This is a genomic window from Kaistella palustris DSM 21579 (genome assembly GCF_000422265.1).
In the GTDB taxonomy this organism is placed as follows: domain Bacteria; phylum Bacteroidota; class Bacteroidia; order Flavobacteriales; family Weeksellaceae; genus Kaistella; species Kaistella palustris.
In genome coordinates this window covers 127,310-148,462 of the sequence record NZ_AULL01000012.1, presented here as the reverse complement: position 1 = coordinate 148,462, position 21,153 = coordinate 127,310, and the positions used below count along the sequence as shown (strand labels likewise).

General features: G+C 42.2%; 18 protein-coding genes. 3 read left to right on the top strand and 15 right to left on the bottom strand.

All coding sequences use genetic code 11. From position 1 onward, the window contains the following. Window positions 1–28: 28 nt before the first annotated feature. From H562_RS0101870 to H562_RS0101850, 5 genes are all read right to left on the bottom strand, one after another. Window positions 29–811: a (Fe-S)-binding protein gene (locus H562_RS0101870; protein WP_027375958.1), complete on the bottom strand. Its 783-nt coding sequence runs from the start codon at window positions 809–811 to the stop codon at window positions 29–31. A 17-nt stretch (window positions 812–828) separates the two neighbouring features. Further along, a complete protein-coding gene (locus H562_RS0101865) occupies window positions 829–1,287 on the bottom strand; it encodes a GNAT family N-acetyltransferase (RefSeq protein WP_027375957.1) in 459 nt (152 codons plus the stop codon). A gap of 35 nt (window positions 1,288–1,322) precedes the next feature. Beyond that, a complete protein-coding gene (locus H562_RS0101860; protein ID WP_027375956.1) occupies window positions 1,323–2,639 on the bottom strand; it encodes a (Fe-S)-binding protein in 1,317 nt (438 codons plus the stop codon). A gap of 13 nt (window positions 2,640–2,652) precedes the next feature. Continuing rightward, window positions 2,653–3,603, bottom strand: coding sequence for an MlaD family protein (locus H562_RS0101855; protein WP_027375955.1), 951 nt, complete (start codon window positions 3,601–3,603; stop codon window positions 2,653–2,655). A 123-nt stretch (window positions 3,604–3,726) separates the two neighbouring features. Next, window positions 3,727–5,880 (bottom strand): peptidylprolyl isomerase, encoded by a 2,154-nt coding sequence (locus tag H562_RS0101850; protein ID WP_027375954.1) that lies wholly within the window; start codon window positions 5,878–5,880, stop codon window positions 3,727–3,729. 234 nt (window positions 5,881–6,114) lie between these two features. On the opposite strand from H562_RS0101850, the gene lon reads away from it, so the two are divergent. Together lon and H562_RS0101840 are read left to right on the top strand one after the other, a co-directional pair. Then, window positions 6,115–8,520 carry an endopeptidase La gene (gene lon / locus H562_RS0101845; protein WP_027375953.1) on the top strand — a complete coding sequence of 802 codons (2,406 nt, stop codon included), beginning with the start codon at window positions 6,115–6,117 and terminating at the stop codon, window positions 8,518–8,520. A 71-nt stretch (window positions 8,521–8,591) separates the two neighbouring features. Further along, window positions 8,592–9,701, top strand: coding sequence for an AI-2E family transporter (locus H562_RS0101840; RefSeq protein WP_027375952.1), 1,110 nt, complete (start codon window positions 8,592–8,594; stop codon window positions 9,699–9,701). Window positions 9,702–9,759: 58 nt separating this feature from the next. Here H562_RS0101840 and H562_RS14480 read toward each other — a convergent pair whose 3' ends face one another. The 3 genes from H562_RS14480 to H562_RS0101825 form a co-directional block, all read right to left on the bottom strand. After that, window positions 9,760–10,044, bottom strand: a complete 285-nt coding sequence (locus H562_RS14480) for a hypothetical protein (RefSeq protein ID WP_051190361.1) — start codon at window positions 10,042–10,044, stop codon at window positions 9,760–9,762. Window positions 10,045–10,099: 55 nt separating this feature from the next. After that, window positions 10,100–11,185: a peptide chain release factor 1 gene (gene prfA, locus H562_RS0101830; protein ID WP_027375951.1), complete on the bottom strand. Its 1,086-nt coding sequence runs from the start codon at window positions 11,183–11,185 to the stop codon at window positions 10,100–10,102. 317 nt (window positions 11,186–11,502) lie between these two features. Next, window positions 11,503–11,787 (bottom strand): hypothetical protein, encoded by a 285-nt coding sequence (locus H562_RS0101825; RefSeq protein WP_027375950.1) that lies wholly within the window; start codon window positions 11,785–11,787, stop codon window positions 11,503–11,505. Window positions 11,788–12,288: 501 nt separating this feature from the next. On the opposite strand from H562_RS0101825, the gene fumC reads away from it, so the two are divergent. Then, window positions 12,289–13,671, top strand: coding sequence for a class II fumarate hydratase (fumC, locus tag H562_RS0101815; RefSeq protein ID WP_027375948.1), 1,383 nt, complete (start codon window positions 12,289–12,291; stop codon window positions 13,669–13,671). 101 nt (window positions 13,672–13,772) lie between these two features. Here the strand turns inward: fumC and H562_RS0101810 are convergent, their stop codons facing one another. The 7 genes from H562_RS0101810 to porD all read right to left on the bottom strand — a co-directional run bounded on the left by H562_RS0101810 (window position 13,773) and on the right by porD (window position 21,137). After that, window positions 13,773–14,807 (bottom strand): outer membrane beta-barrel protein, encoded by a 1,035-nt coding sequence (locus H562_RS0101810; protein WP_027375947.1) that lies wholly within the window; start codon window positions 14,805–14,807, stop codon window positions 13,773–13,775. 28 nt (window positions 14,808–14,835) lie between these two features. Continuing rightward, complete coding sequence (locus tag H562_RS0101805; RefSeq protein ID WP_027375946.1) at window positions 14,836–15,453, bottom strand: hypothetical protein; 618 nt, start codon at window positions 15,451–15,453, stop codon at window positions 14,836–14,838. After that, on the bottom strand, window positions 15,434–16,000 hold the full coding sequence (locus H562_RS0101800; protein WP_027375945.1) for an RNA polymerase sigma factor: 567 nt from the start codon (window positions 15,998–16,000) through the stop codon (window positions 15,434–15,436). The genes H562_RS0101805 and H562_RS0101800 overlap by 20 nt, the downstream gene beginning before the upstream one ends. 152 nt (window positions 16,001–16,152) lie before the next feature. Next, a complete protein-coding gene (locus H562_RS0101795) occupies window positions 16,153–16,860 on the bottom strand; it encodes an ABC transporter ATP-binding protein (protein ID WP_027375944.1) in 708 nt (235 codons plus the stop codon). Window positions 16,861–16,946: 86 nt separating this feature from the next. Then, on the bottom strand, window positions 16,947–18,413 hold the full coding sequence (locus H562_RS0101790; protein ID WP_027375943.1) for a DUF5687 family protein: 1,467 nt from the start codon (window positions 18,411–18,413) through the stop codon (window positions 16,947–16,949). A gap of 45 nt (window positions 18,414–18,458) precedes the next feature. Then, window positions 18,459–20,108, bottom strand: a complete 1,650-nt coding sequence (locus H562_RS0101785) for a DNA repair protein RecN (RefSeq protein ID WP_027375942.1) — start codon at window positions 20,106–20,108, stop codon at window positions 18,459–18,461. 123 nt (window positions 20,109–20,231) lie between these two features. Then, window positions 20,232–21,137 (bottom strand): type IX secretion system protein PorD, encoded by a 906-nt coding sequence (gene porD / locus H562_RS0101780; protein WP_027375941.1) that lies wholly within the window; start codon window positions 21,135–21,137, stop codon window positions 20,232–20,234. Window positions 21,138–21,153 lie beyond the last annotated feature (16 nt).

Sequence of the window (21,153 nt, the reverse complement as noted above, 5' to 3'; positions counted from 1 at the left end):
ATCAGAAAGTAAAGTACATTTTGTGGCATTACAGATCTTCTGCTTCGGCGAGCAGTTCTACAATATCACGTACTTCAACTTCCGTATTATTAAAATGCTTTACGCCATCGGTGATCATGGTGTTGCAGAAGGGGCAACCTGTAGCGATAATATTGGGTTTTTCTGCCAGGGCTTCTTCGGTGCGCTCCACATTGATATCTTTATTTCCCGGTTCGGGCTCCTTAAACATTTGCGCCCCACCGGCGCCACAGCAGAGACCATTGGATTTACAGCGTTTCATTTCAACAAGTTCGGCATCGAGTTTTTGCAGGAGCTGTCGCGGTGCTTCGTATTCGCCGTTGCCGCGGCCTAAATAGCAGGGATCGTGAAAAGTGATCTTTTTTCCTTTGAAACTTCCGCCTTCGATTTTCAGCCGGCCTTCTTCCATCATTTTTCGCAGGAACTGTGTATGGTGCAAAACTTCATAATTGCCGCCAAGTCCAGGATATTCATTTTTAATGATATTGAAACAGTGCGGGCACGCAGTTACAATTTTTTTCACGCCATAACCATTCATGATCTCGATATTCGTATGCGCCATCATCTGGAAAATGAACTCGTTGCCCGCACGCTTTGCAGGGTCACCGTTACACGATTCTTCCTGCCCGAGAACAGCGAACTCAACCCCTGCTTTGTGCAAAATCCGGCACAGCGCTTTTGTAATTTTTTTTGCACGGTCATCAAAACTGCCCATGCACCCGACAAAAAATAAAACCTCGGGTGTTTTACCTTCGGCGGCGTATTCGGCCATTGTTTTTATAGTAAAATCCATGTAATGATCACTTAATTTTAATCTAATGTCTTAACCATTTTAATATTGCATCTGGCATACTCCGATTTCTCTACCGGAATTTCTTCAAAACCAAACTTCTTATACAGACTTATGGCAGGTTCCAAGCCCGTGTTGGAATAGAGGATCAGGTTTTTGCTGTCCATCTTTTTGGCTTCATCGATACAGTACTGCATTAGCAGATTGCCAAATCCTCTGCCCATATAATTTTCGGCTACAGCCATCTTTGTAAATTCCAACTCGTCATACTCATTGTACATCAGAGCGACAGTTCCTACTGCTTTGTCATCTTCCACCAAAAAATAGATCTGACCGCCTTTATCTAAAATATATTTTTGTGGATTCGATAGAACTTCGTCATCATACGGTTCCACAACGAAATTTTTTTCAAGCCATGCCGTATTCAGATTTTTAAAATCGGCTGCGAATTCAGGTCTGTATGAAATTATTTCCGGCATTTGTTTCTTTAAAAGAGCGACAGTTATTTAGACTTTTATTCGTTTGCCCAGTTCAAACGGTCTGCCTGATTATATTGCCACGGTGCGGCATTGTTTTCAACATTGGTCATCATCAGATTAAGTTCCTGCGGTGCGGAGGATTGCTCCATCACCAGAAACCGACGCAGCTCAACAATGATCGACAGTGGATCGATAAGAACAGGACATGCCTCAACACATGCACTGCATGTTGTACAGGCCCAAACCTCCTCTCTAAGTATATGATCGTCTAAAAGTTTTTTTCCGTCGTCAACAAACTTTCCGTTTTTATTGATGTTCTTCCCTACTTCTTCAATCCGGTCGCGCGTATCCATCATAATTTTACGTGGCGACAGTTTCTTGCCTGTAATATTTGCCGGACACACCGCGGTACAGCGCCCACATTCGGTGCAGGAATACGCATTGAGCAACTGGACCTGATTGAGATCGAAAACATCGCTCGCACCGAATGTTTCCGGCACAGCATTCGGATCAGTTTCCGGCGGCGCGGCGTAGGGATCGGCATTTGGATCCATCATCAGTTTAATTTCTCTGGTAACCGAATCCAGGTTGTTAAACTTCAGTTTAGGTTCCAGATTAGCAAACCAGGTATTGGGAAACGCGAGTATAATATGAAGATGTTTAGAATAATAAAGATAATTCATGAAAAACAGGATGCCGATAAAGTGAAACCACCAGGCGGATTTTTCTACTATATGAAGCGTTCCTTCATCAAAGCCCGAAAAGAAGCCAAAAAGATGTCTGGAGACGGGGAAATTACCCGCAAACTGCTGTGAGTCGCTGTAATAATCCGCGGCATTCATGGTGAAAAATGCCACCATCAAAGCAAATTCAATAACCAGGATCCAGTTCGCATCTTCCTTGGGCCAGCCGAAAAGTTCCTTCATATTAAGCCTTTTGACGCCGTAAAAATTTCTTCTGATGAAAAACAGTACAACTGCGATCACGACAAGAAGTGCCAAAATCTCTAAAGTGGATGTAAAAAATGCATAAAGCCCCGGCCCAAACACCGGTGCAAGAAAGCGCTTGGTTCCGAAAATCCCATCAATAATGATCTCCAGAAGTTCCAGATTGATGATGATAAAACCCACGTACACAAAGATATGTAAAATACCTGCGATCGGACGCTTGGTCATTTTACTCTGGCCGAGTGCCACTTTTCCCATTGTTTTCCAGCGCAGCGGAGCCTGATCGGTCCGGTCAATTTTTTTTCCGAGTTTGATGTTCCGGTAGATCTCTCTTAAACTTTTAAAAAAAAGTCCAAATCCTGCAATCAGAGCGATGAGGAAAACAATATTGTCAATATATTGCATATTGAAGGGTTTTTTAGTCTTTTACATTCTTGCCAAATACAGAGAAATTCAGGTAACGTTTTGGATTGGCTTTAAGGTCTTCGATCAGTTTATTGAGATTGTCGGACGCTGTATTCAGATTGTTATAAAGCTGATCATCTTTGGTAAGCTTCCCTAAACTTCCTTCACCATTCTGAATACCGGAAACCACTCCGTTGAGTTTATCAGCAGTAGTACTGAGTTTGTCAATGGTGTTATTGAGTTTTTGCACATCGACTTCGTCTGCAACGCGACCATATTTATCGATCGCGGTTCTGGCGCTGATGGTTGCTAAATTGGCATTATCCAGCATACGCTGGATCCGCGGATCGTTGTTTGCTAAAAGTGCGTTGGTCTGGCGCGATGTATTTTCGAAGGAAGAAACTGTTCGGTTAAGGTTAAGCAGCAGCGCGCGAATTTCCATCTTGTTCTGATCATTTAAAAGTTGATTTGCATTGGCCGTAAGTGAATCCACCCTTTTCAGGACAACCTGCAGCTGATCTTTTACCGGGCCTACCTGCGAGGAAATACTGTTCATCATCGACAGTTTAAAGGCGCCCTTCAGCGTGTCGCCGTCTTTTGCCATTGGTTGACCATAAGCCAGATTTATACGCATTTCCTTGCCCGACATAAGTCCGGGTTCAAAAATCTCCAGCGTTGACCGTTTTGAAAACTCAAAATTATCATCAATAATGACTTTAACCACGAAATGGATCTTACCGTCGGGATCTGTAATAGGTACGATCTTATCGACCTGCCCTACCTTTAGACCATTAATTGAAACAGGATTAGATGCGGCTAAACCTTCAACATTATCGAATTTTGCATAAAAGATATTATCGGTGGTAAAGAGGCTTTTCCCCTTCATAAACTGAAAGAGGAAAACGAAGCCAACTATAGCCAAAAGTGCGATTAAACCTGCTTTTATTTCTTTTGTGAATTTCACTATTCTTGAATTTTATAATCAACAAATATAATACATTTTAAATAAAGCGCGGGTAAAAAACTTGTGCGGCACACACAGAAAAAGCGGCCCGAAAGCCGCTTTAAATATATCATAAATCATGTCCTATTGCTGTTGTGCAGCCTGATTGTAGACTTCGATCCTGTAGTCTTTGATATCTGCATTGTCTTGCAGACTCTTCAGTAAAGCCTGTCCAAACTGTTGCGAATTCTGGCTGGCGATTGCCTGCGTAACCTGCTTGATATCTCCCGGCTGTTTATTAACTGTTTCAGATTTTTTCACTAAAACATACACACCTGTCATACCTTCTACCGGGTTCGAAAGTTTGCCTTTCGCCACACCAAACGCTGCACCGGCAACCTTGGGCTCCATTGCACCAGCCACCATTGGGTTCAGCATATTAACCTGTGCAGAAGCTTTGGGAGAAGCAAATAGTTTTGCGATCTGATCCAGAGTCGTTGCTTTGGCAGCGGTAATTTTAGCTGAGATCTGTTTTGCGAGCACTTTATTTTTAATGATTGGCTCCAGCTGATCTCTCACAGCTTCGGGATCTGCAGTTCCTGCGTCCTGCACACCATTTAAGTAAGCAACGATCCTGTCGCCGGTTCCGTCAACTGTAAAAATATCAGTATCTCCTTTTTCACGCTTCTTGTTGAAAGCCCAGGCGATGATCTCTTCGTCTTTATCGGTTCCCAAACCTGGCAACTGACCCTGGAAACGGCCCACTTCTTTTGGATTAAAGAACTGGTAGTTGCTTTTCTTGGCAATGTTTGAAAAATCATTGAATGATTTGCCCTGAACCTGCTGAATAAATTTGGTTGCTTTGGAATATACCTCATTTTCAGTTTTGTCTGAAGCTTTGATCGCTTTGATCAGGTTTGCGACTTTATAAGTCATTGCACCGCTTTTCTTATCCTCAATGTTGATAATGTGGAAACCAAACTGTGTCTCAACTACGCCTGTAGCACCTTTACCATTATTGGCAAGGAAACTTAGATATTCCGGTACGAACGGTGTGGCAGGAGTTGTCCAGCCTACACTGCCACCCTGTGCGGCAGAATTCGGATCGGCAGAATATTTCAGGAATTCCGTGAATTTAGCGGGGTTTGCTTTAACAATTGCACCGATAGAATCGGCCAGTTTTTTCGCGGCCTCCTTTGTACGGGTTTCAGCTCCTGCCGCCTGAGTTCCTTTATAAGTAATGAGGATATGACGTGAAAGTGTAGAATCTGAAGGTTTTTTATCTAATAATTTAGAAACTACATATAAGTTCTGTTCCTTGTAAGGACCGAAAGTCGAGCCGATCGCAGCACCACTTACTTTATCCTTAATAGCCACCGGTAGCTGATCTGCAGAAAAGTACTGCGCATTGAAAGGCATATCGGAATTTAAAGCCACGAACATGGAATCGTTAGTGGTGTTCTGAAAGTTTTCTTTGCCGTCGCTCAGCTCACTTCCCTGGTTGTACAGTTTGTTGATCTCTGCCTGTGCTGCAGCATCATCCTGTGCGCTGGGCGCTGCCGGGAAATATACAAGACCTATATTTCTGCTGGCAGGGCGCTTAAACATGACCGGATGTTTTTTAATATAATCTGACAGATCCTGAGTGGTAACCTTTACAGGGTTTTTCTGCGCATAAGCAGCATAATCTACCTTTACAAAATCGATGTCGGCAAGCTGGTCTTTTTGCTTCATCATTTGCTCAGCTTCTTTTTTACTTACTGTAATTCCTGTAGAAACATTGGCGAACAACTGTCTCGCCATCATTCTGTATTCAATGGTTTTCTTGGTTTTCAACCAGTTGTTATACATTTCCACATTACCGCTTGTACGAAGTTCCTCGACCTGCTTTTTTATTTCCTGACCTTTAAAGTTACCTTTAGCGTCGAAATTATCTTTGTTTTGGGCGAACATCGGATCGAACTGCAGTTGATTCCAGAACATATCATCGGTTAGGGTAAGTCCCATTTTGTTGAATTGCTGTTCAATGAGTTTAGACTGCACCACCATTTGCCAGGCCTGTTCTTCCAAACCTTTGGTTGGTTGCCCCTGTTGCTGTGCCTGCTGCTGCAGAATAAAGAGCTGGTCATCAAAATCTTCCTTTGTGATTTCGTCGCCATTTACTTTACCGTAAACGCCTGGTTTCGCACCGAACAGCTTCGATAAACTGTCTGGATTTACAACGAAAGCCAACATCGCTACAGCGATAATTCCCATCAAAAGCCAGGGTCTGTTTCTAATCTCTCCTAAAACTGCCATTTCTTGTATAATTTTATCAGTGTGCGAAAATACACATTTTTAAGAGATTGAGAAAAATTTTGAAGATTTTAAAAGATATTTTTTATTTAAAACGGCAATTTTGTCTAAATTATCTATTGGCACAGAGGTTGTCAATTTACCCGAGCCTTTTTATTGAAAGGACTTTGCAGGTAAATGCAGCGTTTTAACAATTAATCTTACACTTAAAATGACAACTTGTCATTACAATATACTATGACAGAATTTGAAGATATCGCATTCGAAGAAATGATGGGTGATGGGTTCAGTATCGTGGCAGAAGAAATCAATCTCTCGGATATGATGGACCTTTCGCAAACTGCCGAGCAGGTGATTTTCCCAATCTTGCCGGTACGAAATATGGTGATGTTCCCAAAAGTTGTAATTCCAATTACGGCCGGGCGGGAAATGTCGATAAAGCTGCTGGAGGAAGCACAGCGAAACAACCAACTTATCGGCGTGCTCAGCCAGAACAATTCCAGCATTGAGAATCCTACGGAAAAAGATCTCTATACCGTTGGAACATTAGTCAAGATCATTAAGATCATCAAACTGCCCGAAGGTAACGTAACTGCTATTACAAGGGGTTTCCAGCGTTTCAAAGTGAAGAACTTTACCAGCACGGCACCTTATTTTAAGGCGGAAGTTACGCGCCTAAAAGATGTCAACACCAAGAAAAAAGAGGAATACAGTGCACTTCTTGAAAACATTAAGGCTTTGGCATTAAAGATCATCGAGCTTGATCCAAATATCCCAAATGCCGCGAATTTCGCCATTAAAAATATGAGCGATAATGAAGATCTGCTGAATTTCATCTGTACTAATGCCAATTTCACTTCTGTAAATAAGCAGAAACTTCTGGAGGAGAAAAGCCTACTCCTGCGCGCGCAGAAATGTTATGAACTGATGCACGATGATTTCCGTAAACTGGAACTCCGCAACCAGATCCACCAGAAAACCAACCGCGAACTCGATAAGAGTCAGCGCGAATATTTCCTCAACCAGCAAATGCGCACCATTCAGGAAGAATTAGGCGGCGGCCCGGAATCTGATGTCGAAGAACTGCTGGAAAAAGCAAAAAAAATCAAGTGGAACGAAGAGGTTGAAAATCATTTCCAGAAAGAGATCAGCCGCCTGCAGCGGCAGAATCCGAGTTCGCCGGATTATAATGTACAGCGAAACTATTTGGATTTCTTTACAGATCTGCCCTGGGATACTTATTCAAAAGATATTTTTGATATCAATAAAGCGCAGAAGACATTAGACAATGCACACTTTGGCCTGGAAGATATCAAGAAAAGGATTTTGGAACACATGGCAGTTCTGAAACTTAAAAATAATATGAAATCTCCGATCCTGTGTCTTGTCGGGCCTCCGGGCGTTGGTAAGACGTCGCTGGGGAAATCTGTTGCAGATGCGCTTCACCGGAAATATGTGCGGCTTTCTCTGGGCGGTCTTCACGATGAATCGGAAATCCGCGGGCACCGGAAAACCTATATCGGCGCAATGGCCGGCCGTATTTTACAGTCGCTGAAAAAGGCGGGAACGTCAAATCCTGTGATCGTTCTGGATGAGATCGACAAGATTGCAGCCAGTAATCATGGTGATCCCAGTTCCGCCCTGCTCGAGGTTTTGGATCCGGAGCAGAACAGTTCCTTTTACGACAATTTCCTGGAAATGGGTTATGACCTCTCGAAAGTAATGTTTATTGCTACGGCAAATTCGCTTTCCACTGTGCAGCGGCCTTTGCTCGACCGTATGGAAGTAATTGAAATTGCGGGTTACACTTTGGAGGAAAAAGTAGAAATTGCCAAACGTCACCTCATCAAAAAGCAACAGGAAGAGAACGGGCTCACCACAAAATCATTCAAAATAGGAGATGCAGAACTGCGCCATATTATTGATGCGCATACCTCTGAAAGTGGCGTACGTGGTCTGGAGAAACAGATCGCCGCGGTGGCGCGCTGGGTTGCGCTGCAGACAGCCATGGAAAAAGAATATGATCCTAAAATTTCCATTTCCAGAATTGATGAGATCCTGGGTGTGCCACGGCCAAAAAACTTTGCTGAGATCACCGGCGTGCCAGGTGTAGTTACAGGTTTAGCATGGACTTCCGTCGGTGGTGACATCCTTTTTATCGAAAGCATTCTGAGCGAAGGAAAAGGAAATTTAACCATGACCGGAAACCTTGGAAATGTAATGAAAGAGTCCGCAACGATCGCGCTGGAATACATCAAAGCGAAACATGGCGAGCTCGGAATTGCCGCGAAAGAAATCCAGAAAAAAAACATCCACGTACACGTGCCCGAAGGTGCAACGCCAAAAGACGGACCTTCCGCGGGAATCGCCATGCTGACTTCCATTGTTTCGAGTTTTCTTAACAGGAAAGTGAAATCGCATCTTGCGATGACCGGCGAAATAACCCTGCGCGGGAAAGTGCTGCCTGTCGGTGGTATTAAGGAGAAACTTCTTGCCGCCGCGCGTGCCGGGATCACGGAAATCATTCTATGTGAAGCCAACCGAAAAGATGTGGAGGAAATCAAAAAAGATTATCTTAAAAATCTAAATATCAATTATGTACAGCGCATGAGCGAAGTTATAGAGCTCGCGCTGGAAAAATAAAATCTCCTAAAACGTTTCATATTGCTGAAACGTTTTTTTTGGCAAAAACATTTTTATCGTTTCTTTGTTTTATGAATGAAATAAAACTACCTTTTGTTGTTCGGTTTGCACTGATCCTCGTAAGTATTGTTGCGATTGGTTTTTTGGCAAAGTTGGGTAAAACGGTTCTGGCACCGCTCTTTTTTGCATTTCTAATGGCGCTGCTGTTTGTGCCGTTTGCAAATTTTCTCGAAAGGAAGTTGAAATTCTCGCGCACCATCTCCACATTTTCTGCTTTGTTTGTGATGCTGATCGTTTTGTCGGGGCTGATCTACTTCTTCAGTTCTCAACTCAGTGAATTTGCCAATGATTTTCCTGTGCTGAAGGCACAGCTCTCGAAATCGTTTAATGAACTTCAGCTTTGGGTGTCCCGGACATTCCATGTGAATTTCGACCGGCAGATGAGTTATATCAATCAGGGTCTGGAAAAACTGCTTTCGTCTACCGCACTTATACTGGGTTTTACGGTAACGATGTTCTCGAGCACGCTGGCTTTTTTTGTATTCAGTGCTTTATTTTTTATCTTTCTTTTAAATTACCGCCGCACACTTTACAGTTTTATCGTTTCTATTTTTAATGAAAAGCATTTTGCAAAGGTAAATGAGGGAATTCTGGAAATCCAGAAAATCATTAAGAATTATATTTCGGGCATCTTCATACAGGTTGTGATCGTGAGCATTCTTACAACCATTCTGCTCAGCGTTCTGGGTGTAAAATATGCAATATTACTGGGCGTTTTAACGGGTTTACTCAATGTGATTCCTTATATCGGGATCATTTTCTCCGGCCTGATCGCCTGTCTGATCTCCTTTGCGACGGGTGGCAACCATACGCTGTTCGTCCTGTTTGGCTATATAGCAATCCACGCAGTGGATGCGAATATTACACTTCCGCTGGTTGTTGGTTCCAAAGTTAAGATCAACGCACTCTTTTCGTTTATTGGCCTTTTGGTAGGTGAAGAATTGTGGGGAATCGCGGGCATGTTTTTAAGTATTCCTTTTCTGGCAATTCTAAAGATAATCTTTGAACGCACGCAAGGTATGGAACCCTGGGGAAGGCTGCTCGGCGAAGAAAGACGTGCCGGCAAACCGCGCAGGAAATATAAGATCACCAAAAAGATCACTTTGGAAGAAAAAGAATAATTCTACAACAGAAAACCCGCAACAGATGCGGGTTTTAACTCAAAAAACTTGCGTTTATTTATTTTGTGATGTCGCCATCGCCATCGGTAGCATCGTGGGCAGCATCTTTTACTTTATCAGCACCTTCCTTAATTGCATCACCTGTCGCATCAACCGCTTTCTCTGCAGAATTGTCAACAGCATTAACAGTAGAATCTGTAGTGATTGGCATAGAATCATTATCTACCACTACAACTGAAGCAGTAGAATCTGCAGTTCCGTCGGTACTTACAGTTTCAGTTTTTTTACAAGACGTAAGTGCAAAAGCAGCAACCGCTCCAAGAATAAAAATTGTTTTTTTCATAATACAAATATTTTTAATTGTTAAATTTTTGTAAATATATTAATTTTATCTTAATTTAATAATTGTCTTCCTCGCCTTTCATTTTTTCGGCGTTCTCTGCCATTATTACGGCATCGATCATTTCCTGCAGGTCGCCATTCATATATGCATCCAGATTGTACATGGATTTATTTACGCGGTGATCGGTAACGCGGCCTTGCGGATAGTTGTAGGTTTTAATTTTCGCCGAACGGTCTCCCGTTGAAACCATTGATTTTCTTTGGGCTGCCACATCGCCAACCGCTTTCTGCAGTTCGATATCGTATAATTTTGTTCGAAGCATTTCCATGGCCAATTCACGGTTTGCCAACTGCGAGCGCGCCTGCTGACAGACGACAACCATTCCCGAAGGTTTGTGCGTAAGCTGAACCTTGGTTTCAACTTTATTTACGTTTTGCCCACCGGCACCGCCGGAGCGTGAGGTCTGCATTTCAATATCTGCGGGATTCAGTTCGAAATCGACTTCTTCAGCCTCGGGCAGAACTGCAACTGTAATGGCAGAAGTATGCACACGGCCCTGAGATTCGGTTTCGGGTACGCGCTGCACGCGGTGCACGCCGGACTCAAATTTCATAATTCCGTACACGCCGTCGCCTTCAACTTTTAAAATAAGCTCTTTATATCCTTTGCTCGCTTCGTTGGCATCGGTAATTTCGTGTTTCCACCCTTTGGATTTGAAGTACATGGCATAGGCACGGTACACATCTTCGACAAATATTGCGGCTTCATCTCCACCTGTTCCCGCACGAAGCTCCACGATCACATTTTTATCATCTGCAGGATCTTTGGGGATCAGAAGTACTTTTAGCTGTTCCTCTAAACCCGGGATTTTTTCCAGCGCCTCATTTTTTTCTGCTTTTGCCATTTCCACGAACTCCTTATCGGATCCGTCCGCTATAATCTCATCCGATTCTTCGATCGAAGTTAAGGCCTGCTGATACTGGTCGAAAACCGCCACGATCTTCCCGAGATCGCTGTACTCCTTATTCAGCGCGGAATATTTCTTCTGATCAGAAATAATATCGGGCTGTATAATGAGGTCGGCAACTTCATTATATCTTTGTTTAATGGCTTCGAGCTTAGGAATGAGGGACTTTGACATTTAAAAAAATTAAGTGTGCAAAGATAAATAAAAATGAACTAGCTAGAAAACGCGGTGCTTTGCCTGTCGGGGAAACGATACCTGAGATTATAGCCCCGATTAAAGTGAAAATCCCGGACCCGCCACAGCGGGGAGGAATTGTAACGGAAAGCGGGCCGGCTCTGCGGCAGAGAAACGACGATTGGTGCTCCTGAAAAGTCCTGAACCTTTCTGAAATCATCAAAAAAAAATCAGCTCCTGAAAGAACTGATTCATATATAGCGTTTTGCTTTGTGATTGCGTTTCCCGGGATTAATGTGGGAGCGCAATGACATCACCTAGTGATGACCGTGAGTGTCGTGGCTGTGAAGAAACGGACCGGAACCTTTCGGGTCGCTGAAGATCAGTTCTACACCTTCCTGCTCTGTAACGAGCTTTCTGCGCACATCTTCGGGATCAAACGGTTTTGTTTTCCCAAAATATTCGGCTAAACCTAAAGTAAGCCAAATCGGAATAATATAACCGAAGAACATGAAAATACACCAGAAACCGACAAGGAACATGATTACGAAATACACGGTCCACAGGAACTGGTAAAATGGCCAGAAAGATGATAACAGCATCATTGTAATAGATTTTAGGCAAAAATAGGATAAATTCTGGTGAGTGCAAAAGTTTTGCGCCGGATTTTATTATTTAAAGTGATTTTAAATTGGATTCCTGGATTGCGGATTTAAAGTATTACTGTTTATTCTGCAGCTTGTAGGATCTATAAAATCACGTAAGATCTCCGATATAAAAACGGAATCAAAATCCTTGTTTTTTTATTTGTGTTTGGCAGTGCAAGAATACCGGTAATTTATTGTTTGCCATTTCCTGTCTAAATCTGTTTTGCGCGGAACGAACTTTTTGAAGTAGCGATTTGTCTTTTTTATTCATTTCGGTGGCTCCCAGGACATTTCCGGTAAACGTATCGCTTAGTAAGCGTTCAGATTTTTGGGACATGCACGGCTTCAAATCGGCTTAAAAAATACATTTGGTTAAAGCCGGGATGACTGTTTAGGCTATTTCTTCATAAGTCTGAATATTCGTAACTTTATATCTTCAAAAAAACATCACTAAAAATGAATTACAGAACAGAAAAAGACACGATGGGCGATGTGCAGGTTCCTGCCGATAAATTTTGGGGCGCGCAAACCGAACGTTCCAGAAATAATTTTAAAATCGGGCCCGAAGCCTCTATGCCACACGAAATTATTGAAGCTTTTGCCTATCTGAAAAAAGCTGCCGCTTATACCAATGCTGAACTTGGCGTTTTGTCTGTCGATAAAAGAGATATGATCGCCAAAGTCTGCGATGAAATTTTGGAAGGTAAGCTGAATGACCAGTTCCCGCTTGTGATCTGGCAAACCGGTTCGGGCACGCAGTCGAATATGAACGTAAATGAAGTGGTTTCTAACAGAGCGCACGTAAACAACGGCGGAACCCTCGGCGAAAAATCAGAAATTCATCCCAACGATGATGTAAATAAATCCCAAAGTTCAAACGACACTTATCCTACAGCGATGCATATCGCGGCGTATAAAAAAGTCGTGGAACATACTTTGCCGGCGGTTGAAATCCTGAGAAATACACTGCATGAGAAAGCCGAAAGCTTCAAAAATGTGGTGAAAATCGGAAGAACGCATTTGATGGATGCAACGCCTTTAACCTTAGGCCAGGAATTCTCCGGATATGTGGCGCAGCTGGATTACGCTATGAAGGCGATCAGCAATACATTAGACCATTTACAGGAAATCGCTTTGGGCGGAACTGCAGTTGGAACCGGTCTGAATACTCCAAAAGGATACGATGTTTTAGTGGCAAAATATATCTCCGAATTTACGGGACTTCCGTTTGAAACAGCACCGAATAAATTTGAAGCTTTGGCTGCCCACGACGCGATCGTTGAGGCGCACGGCGCACTGAAACAGTTGGCGGTGGCACTTTATAAGATCGCACAGGACATTCGTTTCCTGGCCTCGGGACCAAGATCGGGAATCGGCGAAATTCATATTCCTGAAAATGAACCGGGTTCATCAATCATGCCGGGAAAAGTAAATCCTACACAAAACGAAGCATTAACCATGGTTTGCGCGCAGGTTTTGGGTAATGACACCACCATTTCATTTGCCGGAACCCAGGGCAATTTCGAACTTAATGTGTACAAGCCGGTGATGGCCTACAATTTTCTGCAGTCTGCCCAATTGCTGGGTGACGCCTGTATTTCCTTTAATGATCACTGCGCGGTGGGAATTGAACCGAATGAGCCGAGAATTAAAGAACTTGTTGAGAAATCTTTGATGCTGGTAACTGCACTGAACACACACATCGGTTATGAAAATGCCGCGAAAATTGCGAAAACCGCTCACAAAAACGGCACCACTTTAAAAGAAGAAGCCATCAATCTGGGTCTTTTAACTGCGGAACAGTTTGATGAGTGGGTGAAACCTGAAGATATGGTTTAGTCTGGACTTTTAGATAATAGACGATAAAAAATAGACTTTTAAATGCAAAAACTCTGGAGAATTCCCAGAGTTTTTTGTTGATATGAATTGCTGTTATAAATTTATAAACCCAGCGCCAGACCAATGACGAGCGCCTTATCATTATTGAATGCACCTTTCTCAAAGAAATTGCTGAAATCTTTCTTTACAAAAAGGCTCAGGTCATTATAAGAAAAAGTAAGCTGCGCGCCGTAAATAAAAGGATTAACCTGAAAATTTTCACGATGCCTGTAATCATCGCCGTTACCGCGTACGATATTATTCGATGACATTTTTACACCGCCGTACATTTGCGCAGCTATCCTAAATCCGTCGGAATAGCTTCTGTATTGAATATCCATGCCGGCGTTTTTAATTTTCGAAAAATTATACTGCAAACCCACGGGAACCATGAGATAGCCCGTTCTCAGTTTGCTTTTGCTGGTATTGCCGCCGTAATCAACCACATTTACATCTAAAATGGGATCTTTTGCAAAGATCTTATTATTTTCCAATCGAACCGTTCGCCAGGAAAATCCAATTCCTGAAGTGAAACCCCACGCGCTGGTTCTGCTGAACTGATAATTATATTTAAGCCCGAATTCCAGGTTATTGCTGTAGCCGATGTTTTCGTCAAGAACGTTGTCGGGCAGGTTGTTTGTGAGCATCATGATTCCGTAGGAAAAGTAGCCGGTAAGATTCTTTGTAGCCTGAAATTTTTTCAGCAGATTGGCTTTTATTTCTTCATCAGATTTCGCATCGGAATTCAGGAGTGAGTAGCGCACCTGCTTTTGAATTACAGAATCCAGATCAAACCCCAAGGCTTCAATACGTGCATCAATCTTTTCTGAATACCGGTCGGCGATCGCGGCTTTTTGCGTCTCAAAATCATTTTGTGCAGGGTGCTTGGCTTGCAGAACTGCGAGCTCGGCTTCCATCATTCTTTTTTCTTCCTGAATGATCACATTGATTTTAGCGGCATATTCCTCCACTTTTTCTTTTACAAGGGGACTTACCTCTGTATTTTCCCTGGACTGAAGATTGATGTTAATGTTCTGCGCAGAAATAGCGGAACAGAGCAGGCATACGAATCCCGACATGATAATTTTGTTGATCATATTATTGGTTTTTAAATGTTTAATGGGCTTATTTAGAATTCAGGTCAATGGTGGCCACGTTGCTTCCATCTTTTGTTTTTTCGATCACATCTTTGTGCTCCACTGAGAACAGTAAGGTTGCAGGATCCACAAACCGTTTTCTTTTCGGTGCAGTCTTAGCGGAGTCTGCGAAGGCGATAACCTGCGGAGACACGTCATCTTTAATTGCAGGCAAATCAGTATTCTGTTTTTCATTTTCTAATGGAAATGCGTTCTTTACGGCGATATTTTTATTTTTTTGAAAGCGCAACTCCGGGGAATAAACTTCCACACTTTTTTTCGATGGAAGCGCCTGCATTTCCGCAGGTTTCAAAACCGATATTTTTGGAATGGCTGCTTTTTCCGCGGGCACATCTTCCGACAAATTTTTCAGTTCTACGATTTGTGGTTCAGGAGTTTCATTGTTATTATTAATGAAAATAAACCCTAGACTGAAAAGTAAAGCGATCCCTGCCGCAACTAAAAACCCGTTGATCTTTGGTTTTGCCGGTTTATCATCTTTAATTTGACTTTCAATTTCAGCCCACAAATCTCTGGCCGGAGTAATTTCCCGCGCGTCGATCTGCTTTTTTATCTCTTGTTCAAAATTATATTCCGGAGTATTCATTTCTCAAGTTTTTCTGTTGCTGAAAATAGATTTTCCTCAGTTTTTCTTTGGCACGAAACAGTTGTGTTTTACTTACAGCTAAGGAAATGCCGAGTATTTCGGAAATCTCCTGATGTGGGCAACCTTCAATGAAGTAGAGGTTAAAGACCATTCGGTACGCATCGGGAAGCTGATCCAAAAGTTCCTGCGCATTAAAATCAAAGTCGGTGATTTCGTCATGAAAATCTTCCAAAACAGAAGGATTAATGTCATCAATATAGAAAACCGTTTTGTGGCTTTTAATAAAATTAAGACATTCGTTCACCACGATTTTTCTCGCCCAACCTTCCAGGTTTCCTTCACTTCGAAAAGTTTCGATACTTTTAAAAATCTTGCAAAATGCTTTGATTACACAATCTTCAGCCTGATAAATATCGCTGACATAGCTTTTGCTCACACTTAAGAATCGCTTTACATTTTGTTCATAAAAGAGTTTCTGCGCAGCAGCATCTTGTTTTTGCAGGCGGCTTAGCAGATCATCTTTTTTATGGCTAAACAAAATTTTCATATCTATCCTGTTTCTGCTTTTAAGACAACAAAATTTTCTAAAGGTTACAGACAAATAAACTTTTCTGCGATTATATGCGTAAAAACCTGATAATGAACATTAAAAATTCATTGATTAGTTTTAAAAAATGGAGCGGAGTTATGAAAGCGGATTTAAAATTCGACTGAATTTGCGAAAAACTCTTCCAGTTCCTTCAACGTTTCGGGCGTGGTGATAATGTCTTTCACCATTTCACCTTTGTCCAGCAAAACGATTCTGTTGCTCACTTCCGTGGTATGCGCAAGATCATGGCTGGAAATCAGGAAAGTGACCTGTTGGTCTTCCGTCCAGTTCTTTATTAATTTTTTCAGTTTGATCTGTGTTGATGGATCCAGATTCGCAAAAGGTTCATCCAAAACAATAATCTCCGGTGTACCGATCAAAGCGCCAACAATTCCGACTTTTTTCTGATTTCCTTTTGAGAGATCGCGTATGTATTTTTTGGCATTTAATATTTCGCCGTTGAAAAAATCGTGAAACTGCTTTAAAAATTCATCAACATCAGCTTTATTCTGACCGCGCAGTTCGCCGAGAAAATAGAAATATTCCTCCGGAGTCAGATAACCGATCAGAAAAGTATCATCAATAAACGCCGAAACTTTCTTTTTCCACTTTTCATTTTCACTGACTTTGTCACCATCGACCTGAATAAAGCCGGTTGTAGGTTCTATTAAATCCAAAAGCAGGCTGAAAAGCGTGGTTTTGCCGGCGCCGTTATTTCCTACCAAACCGAAACTTTCGCCTTTGGGAATTTCCAGGTTTTCAATTTCAAGCACTTTTTTGGTGCCGTAAACTTTGGTTATATTTTGAATGGAGATCATATTATTGGGGTTGGTGTTTGGTGTTTTGCGTCTTGCCTCCTGCCTCTTGATTTCTTGATTCTTGGTTCTTGGTTCTTGATAAAAAATTATACTTTTTTAAAGGCGTCGAGTGTGGAATATTTTTCGGTTTTATACACTTTCACTATAATATCGAAAACTTTGTCTCTCAATACAAAACCAATAATACCCAAAACCGCCAAACAGCCCACTGCGGGAAATATGCCGAAAAAATATTTGACCACGGCAAAAACTGCCATCGGTAAAATCATTTGTGGAAGTAACAGCAGCATGATCTTCATATTGAAATTGTTTTGACCGCCACCAAAAGACTTCGCCTTTGAATTCAGATCTATAGGTTTTTTATTAAAGGCGCCTGCCAGCAAAGTGATGTAGGAATTAACACCCAGATTGTACAAACCTGCCGCAAGAATCGTGAGATAAAATTCCCAGCTGATAAAAAGATAAGCCGAAGCCAACACAATAGAAACAGACACCGCAATAACGATCAAAGCCCACTTGGCTTTAAGATACTGCTTATACGGCACATTCTGCGTCATCATCAGCGGATAATATGAACTGTCCCAACTTGGAACGCGCTGGCCAAACACGAGCATAAATCCGCCGGTGACAAATATTCCCGTAAACAACTGCATGAAATCATTTTGGTAACCTTTGGTAAAAGTCAGAAGGCCATAAAACAAAAAGAAAATGCTCATCGTGAGCGCAGATTTTGCCGCTTTGCTGCGTTTGAGCAGGCGAATATCATTGTTGATGAAAGTTCCGGTGACACCATAGCGGTTGAGGAAAGCAATATTTTCAGTTTTCCCTTCGGCGGTTTTCAGTTCAAGACCACGGTCCAGGTAAAAATTTGTATAAATCGTTTGGTATGCGATATAAGCTACAACCGCCGCAAGCAAAACCGGGATTATAAAGACACCTGAATATTCGTAGAAACTGTAAAAAACTTTGGCCGAATAGTGGGAAAGCTCCACGATCTTATAGAATTCCAGCGCGCCGAAAACCGCCATAACGCCAAAAACGGAATATGCCACCAGATCCTTTCCATTCAATAAAATATTCAGGAAATTATTAAAATAGAAAACCGCGAAAATCCCGACGGTAAAAGCCAGAACGTGAACCACCGGATAACCGCCGTCGAAAATGAGTAAACCCGCAAACGGCAGCAGGAAAAGTAAATTCCCCCAGTTGAAAAAATTGAAAAGCATTTTTAGAACCGTATAATTCACCAGCTTCTTTTTCGAAATTCCCAGCGTAAGAAACGGTTTGATGTTCTGCGTCGGCATCTGCTGCATAAAATAGCGCACCACCAGATCGAAAGCCCAGTAATAGACAAAGTATTTGCTGAAAAGAAGTACAGGATCGGTCTTTGATTCGTCTTTTGCAAAAAAATAAAGCAGAAACGGCATGGCCAGAAAAAGCAGGCTGAAATACGCCATTCCAAAAAACATCAGAATTTTCATTCCGACGTTGGCTCCAAATTGCGGATTGCGCATAAAATTCTTGAGTTCGAACTGCAGGAGCCTTTTGTACATTTCCTTTTTTTTTATAAGTCTAAAAATAAGGAAAAAGTTACAATGCTATTTCATTAGTTCCCTGGCCTGGGAAACGGCGGCTTCGGTGATCTTGCTGCCGGAAAGTAACTGCGCAATTTCCCGCAGTTTTTCATCTTCATTTAAAAGTACTACATCCGACTGTGTTTTTCCTGCGACCTCTTTTTTAATGACCTTGTAATTGTTATTGCCCTTGGCGGCAACCTGCGCAAGATGTGTAATCACGATAAGCTGCATATTTTCAGCCATTTCTTTCATTACATTGCCGATCTCCTCCGCAACTTTTCCCGAAACGCCGGTATCGATCTCATCCAGAATCAAAGTCGGCAGGTCGGCATTTTCCGCCATCAGTTTTTTGATGGAAAGCATAACGCGCGACCTTTCACCACCGGAAATTGCAGTATGAATGGGTTTTAGCGGAAATCCGGCATTCGCCTGAAACAGAAGTTCAATTTTTTCTTTGCCAAAAGTGTTAAACTCCGGCACAGCGGTAAGTTCCACGGCGAGTTTGGCTTTTTCAAGACCCAACTGCTGCAGAAGTTTTTCAATTTTTTTAATGAAACCCGGAACTGCTTTCTGGCGGTTCTGAGATAAATCGGCAGCCATTTTCTCGAGGCGTGCGGCGGAAGCGGCAATCTGTTTTTCGCGGTCGATGATCCAGTCTTCAAGTTCGGCAAAACCGGTTTGTTCACCGCGGATTTGATCGCGAACTTCACGAAGCTCCGTCACTGTATTTACATGATGTTTAAGCAGCAAAGCGTTGACTGCATTGATTTTTGCGGTGAGGTCGAACACCACTTCCGGATTGATGTCGACATTTTCTGCTGCATTCTGCAGATCGAAAAGCAAATCTTTGAACTCAAGAAAATTCTCTTCAAAACGTTGCTGAAAAATCGTAAACTCATGCGATAAACTGCCAATCCTGGAAAGTCTGTTTTTAATGTCGAGCATCAGATCCAGCAAACCGGTTTCTTCCTGATCGGTTTTATTGAAAATGAGCGCGAGATTTTCGGTAATCGCATCGGCGTTTTCCTGGCGGCTCAGCTGATCCTGAAGCTCATCCAGATCGAGTTCATCAAGATTCGCGGCCTCAAGTTCATCAAGCAGATAAGTCCTGTAATCGTGTTCTTTATTGCCTTCCAGGAGCTGCTTGCGGTAATTCTCCAACTCCTTTACCAATGATTTATAAGTCTGGAATTCAGCCTGATAATCAAGTATTAAACTTTTATTTTTTGAAAGACCGTCGATCATGCGGAACTGATATTCTTCGTCCAGAAGACTTGATGTTTCGAACTGCGAGTGAATATCAATCAATTTTTCTGAAAGTTTCTTCAGCGTTTCCAGCGTTACCGGCACGTCATTTACAAAAGCCCGCGATTTACCTGTGGGAAGTATCTCCCGGCGGATAACGGTTGGGTTTTCAAAGTCGAGGTCATTCTCATCAAAGAAATTTCTAAAGGTATCTGAGACCGAAAATTCTGCTTCTACAATACTTTTGGCTTCCGAATTCTGAAGCGATTTTGTGTCGGCGCGCTCACCCAAAATCAACCGTAATGCGCCAAGAATAATCGATTTTCCCGCACCTGTTTCTCCCGTAATCACCTGCAAACCTGCGTGCAGATCAATTTCGAGGGTTTGGATAAGGGCAAAATTCTGAATAAAAATTCTTGAAAGCATTTTCTAAAAGGCGGATTTTGAATTTAAAGAATAACTAAAGCCTGTAAATTTAAGACTTTAATAAAGAATATAAAAAAGAAGCGACCTTAAGAAGCTGCGGGAATTACTTTATAACTGGAAATGTTATTTCCATTTATTCCACTTTGTATCGATGTCCTTTGGTGAGAAGGTGATGAACAGGGCTTTCAGGTCCGCCATATTTATATTGGCGTTGGAACCGGTACTGAACAGATCGAATATTTCCTGCTTCTTGGTATCGATAAAGATATTGACGGGATAGTTCATCTGAAAATTATTTTCGTACACTTTCAACTGCATCAGTGCGTCGGCAATAATTTTCTTCCCGGCACTCTGATCCTGCTTACCCATATTATCGAGGCCTGCACGGTGGTAAGTGTAATAAATGTTGCGTAGTGTATTCTGCTCGGGTTTCAGCATATTATCGATTAGCGAAGCGCGGGTTTTGGGACCTTCAACCATCGACCAGCCCGGGAAATTTTGGTTTTGGGAATTGTTGGATATTTTCTGCGCTTTCTCAAACCACGGCTGTCCGCCCTGCACTTTAAAACTGTCGCCATCATAACCGAGGATTGTATACACATAAAAGCTGACTACATCAATCAGATTTTTGCCGGAAAACTGTCGGTCATTAAATACAAGATTTTCATTTTCAGTATAGTCGAAACTGAAATTGGTATCGTTCAGATTAAGCAGCGGCGTTTCATAAGTGGTATTAAAAACGGGGCGAACCGCCTGTACCACAATACTTCCCTTAAAATTGCTGCTGCCGTTTCTTTCGGAAATAATAATGGCAAAATTGCATTTGATCTTCTCGAAATTCTGCAGTTTCTTGCCGGTCCAGCTTGTATTGTTAATGAAGTCGCGCAGATTTTTTTCGAGCGTTTTGAAAACCTGTGTATTGCTGCTGCCCAACTGCTGCGCGTTAACCTGCACTGTAGCCAAAAGTTCCTGTGAAAAACTGAGTTGAAAACTGAAAATCAGAAGGAATATGGTAAAAAGTTTCTTCATGCGAATGTAAAATTTG

Bases quoted from the DNA above. Each gene is read 5' to 3' on its own strand.
- H562_RS0101870 (WP_027375958.1), bottom strand. From the start codon at position 811: ATGGATTTTACTATAAAAACAATGGCCGAATACGCCGCCGAAGGTAAA.
- H562_RS0101865 (WP_027375957.1), bottom strand. From the start codon at position 1,287: ATGCCGGAAATAATTTCATACAGACCTGAATTCGCAGCCGATTTTAAA.
- H562_RS0101860 (WP_027375956.1), bottom strand. From the start codon at position 2,639: ATGCAATATATTGACAATATTGTTTTCCTCATCGCTCTGATTGCAGGA.
- H562_RS0101850 (WP_027375954.1), bottom strand. From the start codon at position 5,880: ATGGCAGTTTTAGGAGAGATTAGAAACAGACCCTGGCTTTTGATGGGA.
- lon (WP_027375953.1), top strand. From the start codon at position 6,115: ATGACAGAATTTGAAGATATCGCATTCGAAGAAATGATGGGTGATGGG.
- H562_RS0101840 (WP_027375952.1), top strand. From the start codon at position 8,592: ATGAATGAAATAAAACTACCTTTTGTTGTTCGGTTTGCACTGATCCTC.
- H562_RS14480 (WP_051190361.1), bottom strand. From the start codon at position 10,044: ATGAAAAAAACAATTTTTATTCTTGGAGCGGTTGCTGCTTTTGCACTT.
- prfA (WP_027375951.1), bottom strand. From the start codon at position 11,185: ATGTCAAAGTCCCTCATTCCTAAGCTCGAAGCCATTAAACAAAGATAT.
- H562_RS0101825 (WP_027375950.1), bottom strand. From the start codon at position 11,787: ATGCTGTTATCATCTTTCTGGCCATTTTACCAGTTCCTGTGGACCGTG.
- fumC (WP_027375948.1), top strand. From the start codon at position 12,289: ATGAATTACAGAACAGAAAAAGACACGATGGGCGATGTGCAGGTTCCT.
- H562_RS0101810 (WP_027375947.1), bottom strand. From the start codon at position 14,807: ATGATCAACAAAATTATCATGTCGGGATTCGTATGCCTGCTCTGTTCC.
- H562_RS0101805 (WP_027375946.1), bottom strand. From the start codon at position 15,453: ATGAATACTCCGGAATATAATTTTGAACAAGAGATAAAAAAGCAGATC.
- H562_RS0101800 (WP_027375945.1), bottom strand. From the start codon at position 16,000: ATGAAAATTTTGTTTAGCCATAAAAAAGATGATCTGCTAAGCCGCCTG.
- H562_RS0101795 (WP_027375944.1), bottom strand. From the start codon at position 16,860: ATGATCTCCATTCAAAATATAACCAAAGTTTACGGCACCAAAAAAGTG.
- H562_RS0101790 (WP_027375943.1), bottom strand. From the start codon at position 18,413: ATGTACAAAAGGCTCCTGCAGTTCGAACTCAAGAATTTTATGCGCAAT.
- H562_RS0101785 (WP_027375942.1), bottom strand. From the start codon at position 20,108: ATGCTTTCAAGAATTTTTATTCAGAATTTTGCCCTTATCCAAACCCTC.
- porD (WP_027375941.1), bottom strand. From the start codon at position 21,137: ATGAAGAAACTTTTTACCATATTCCTTCTGATTTTCAGTTTTCAACTC.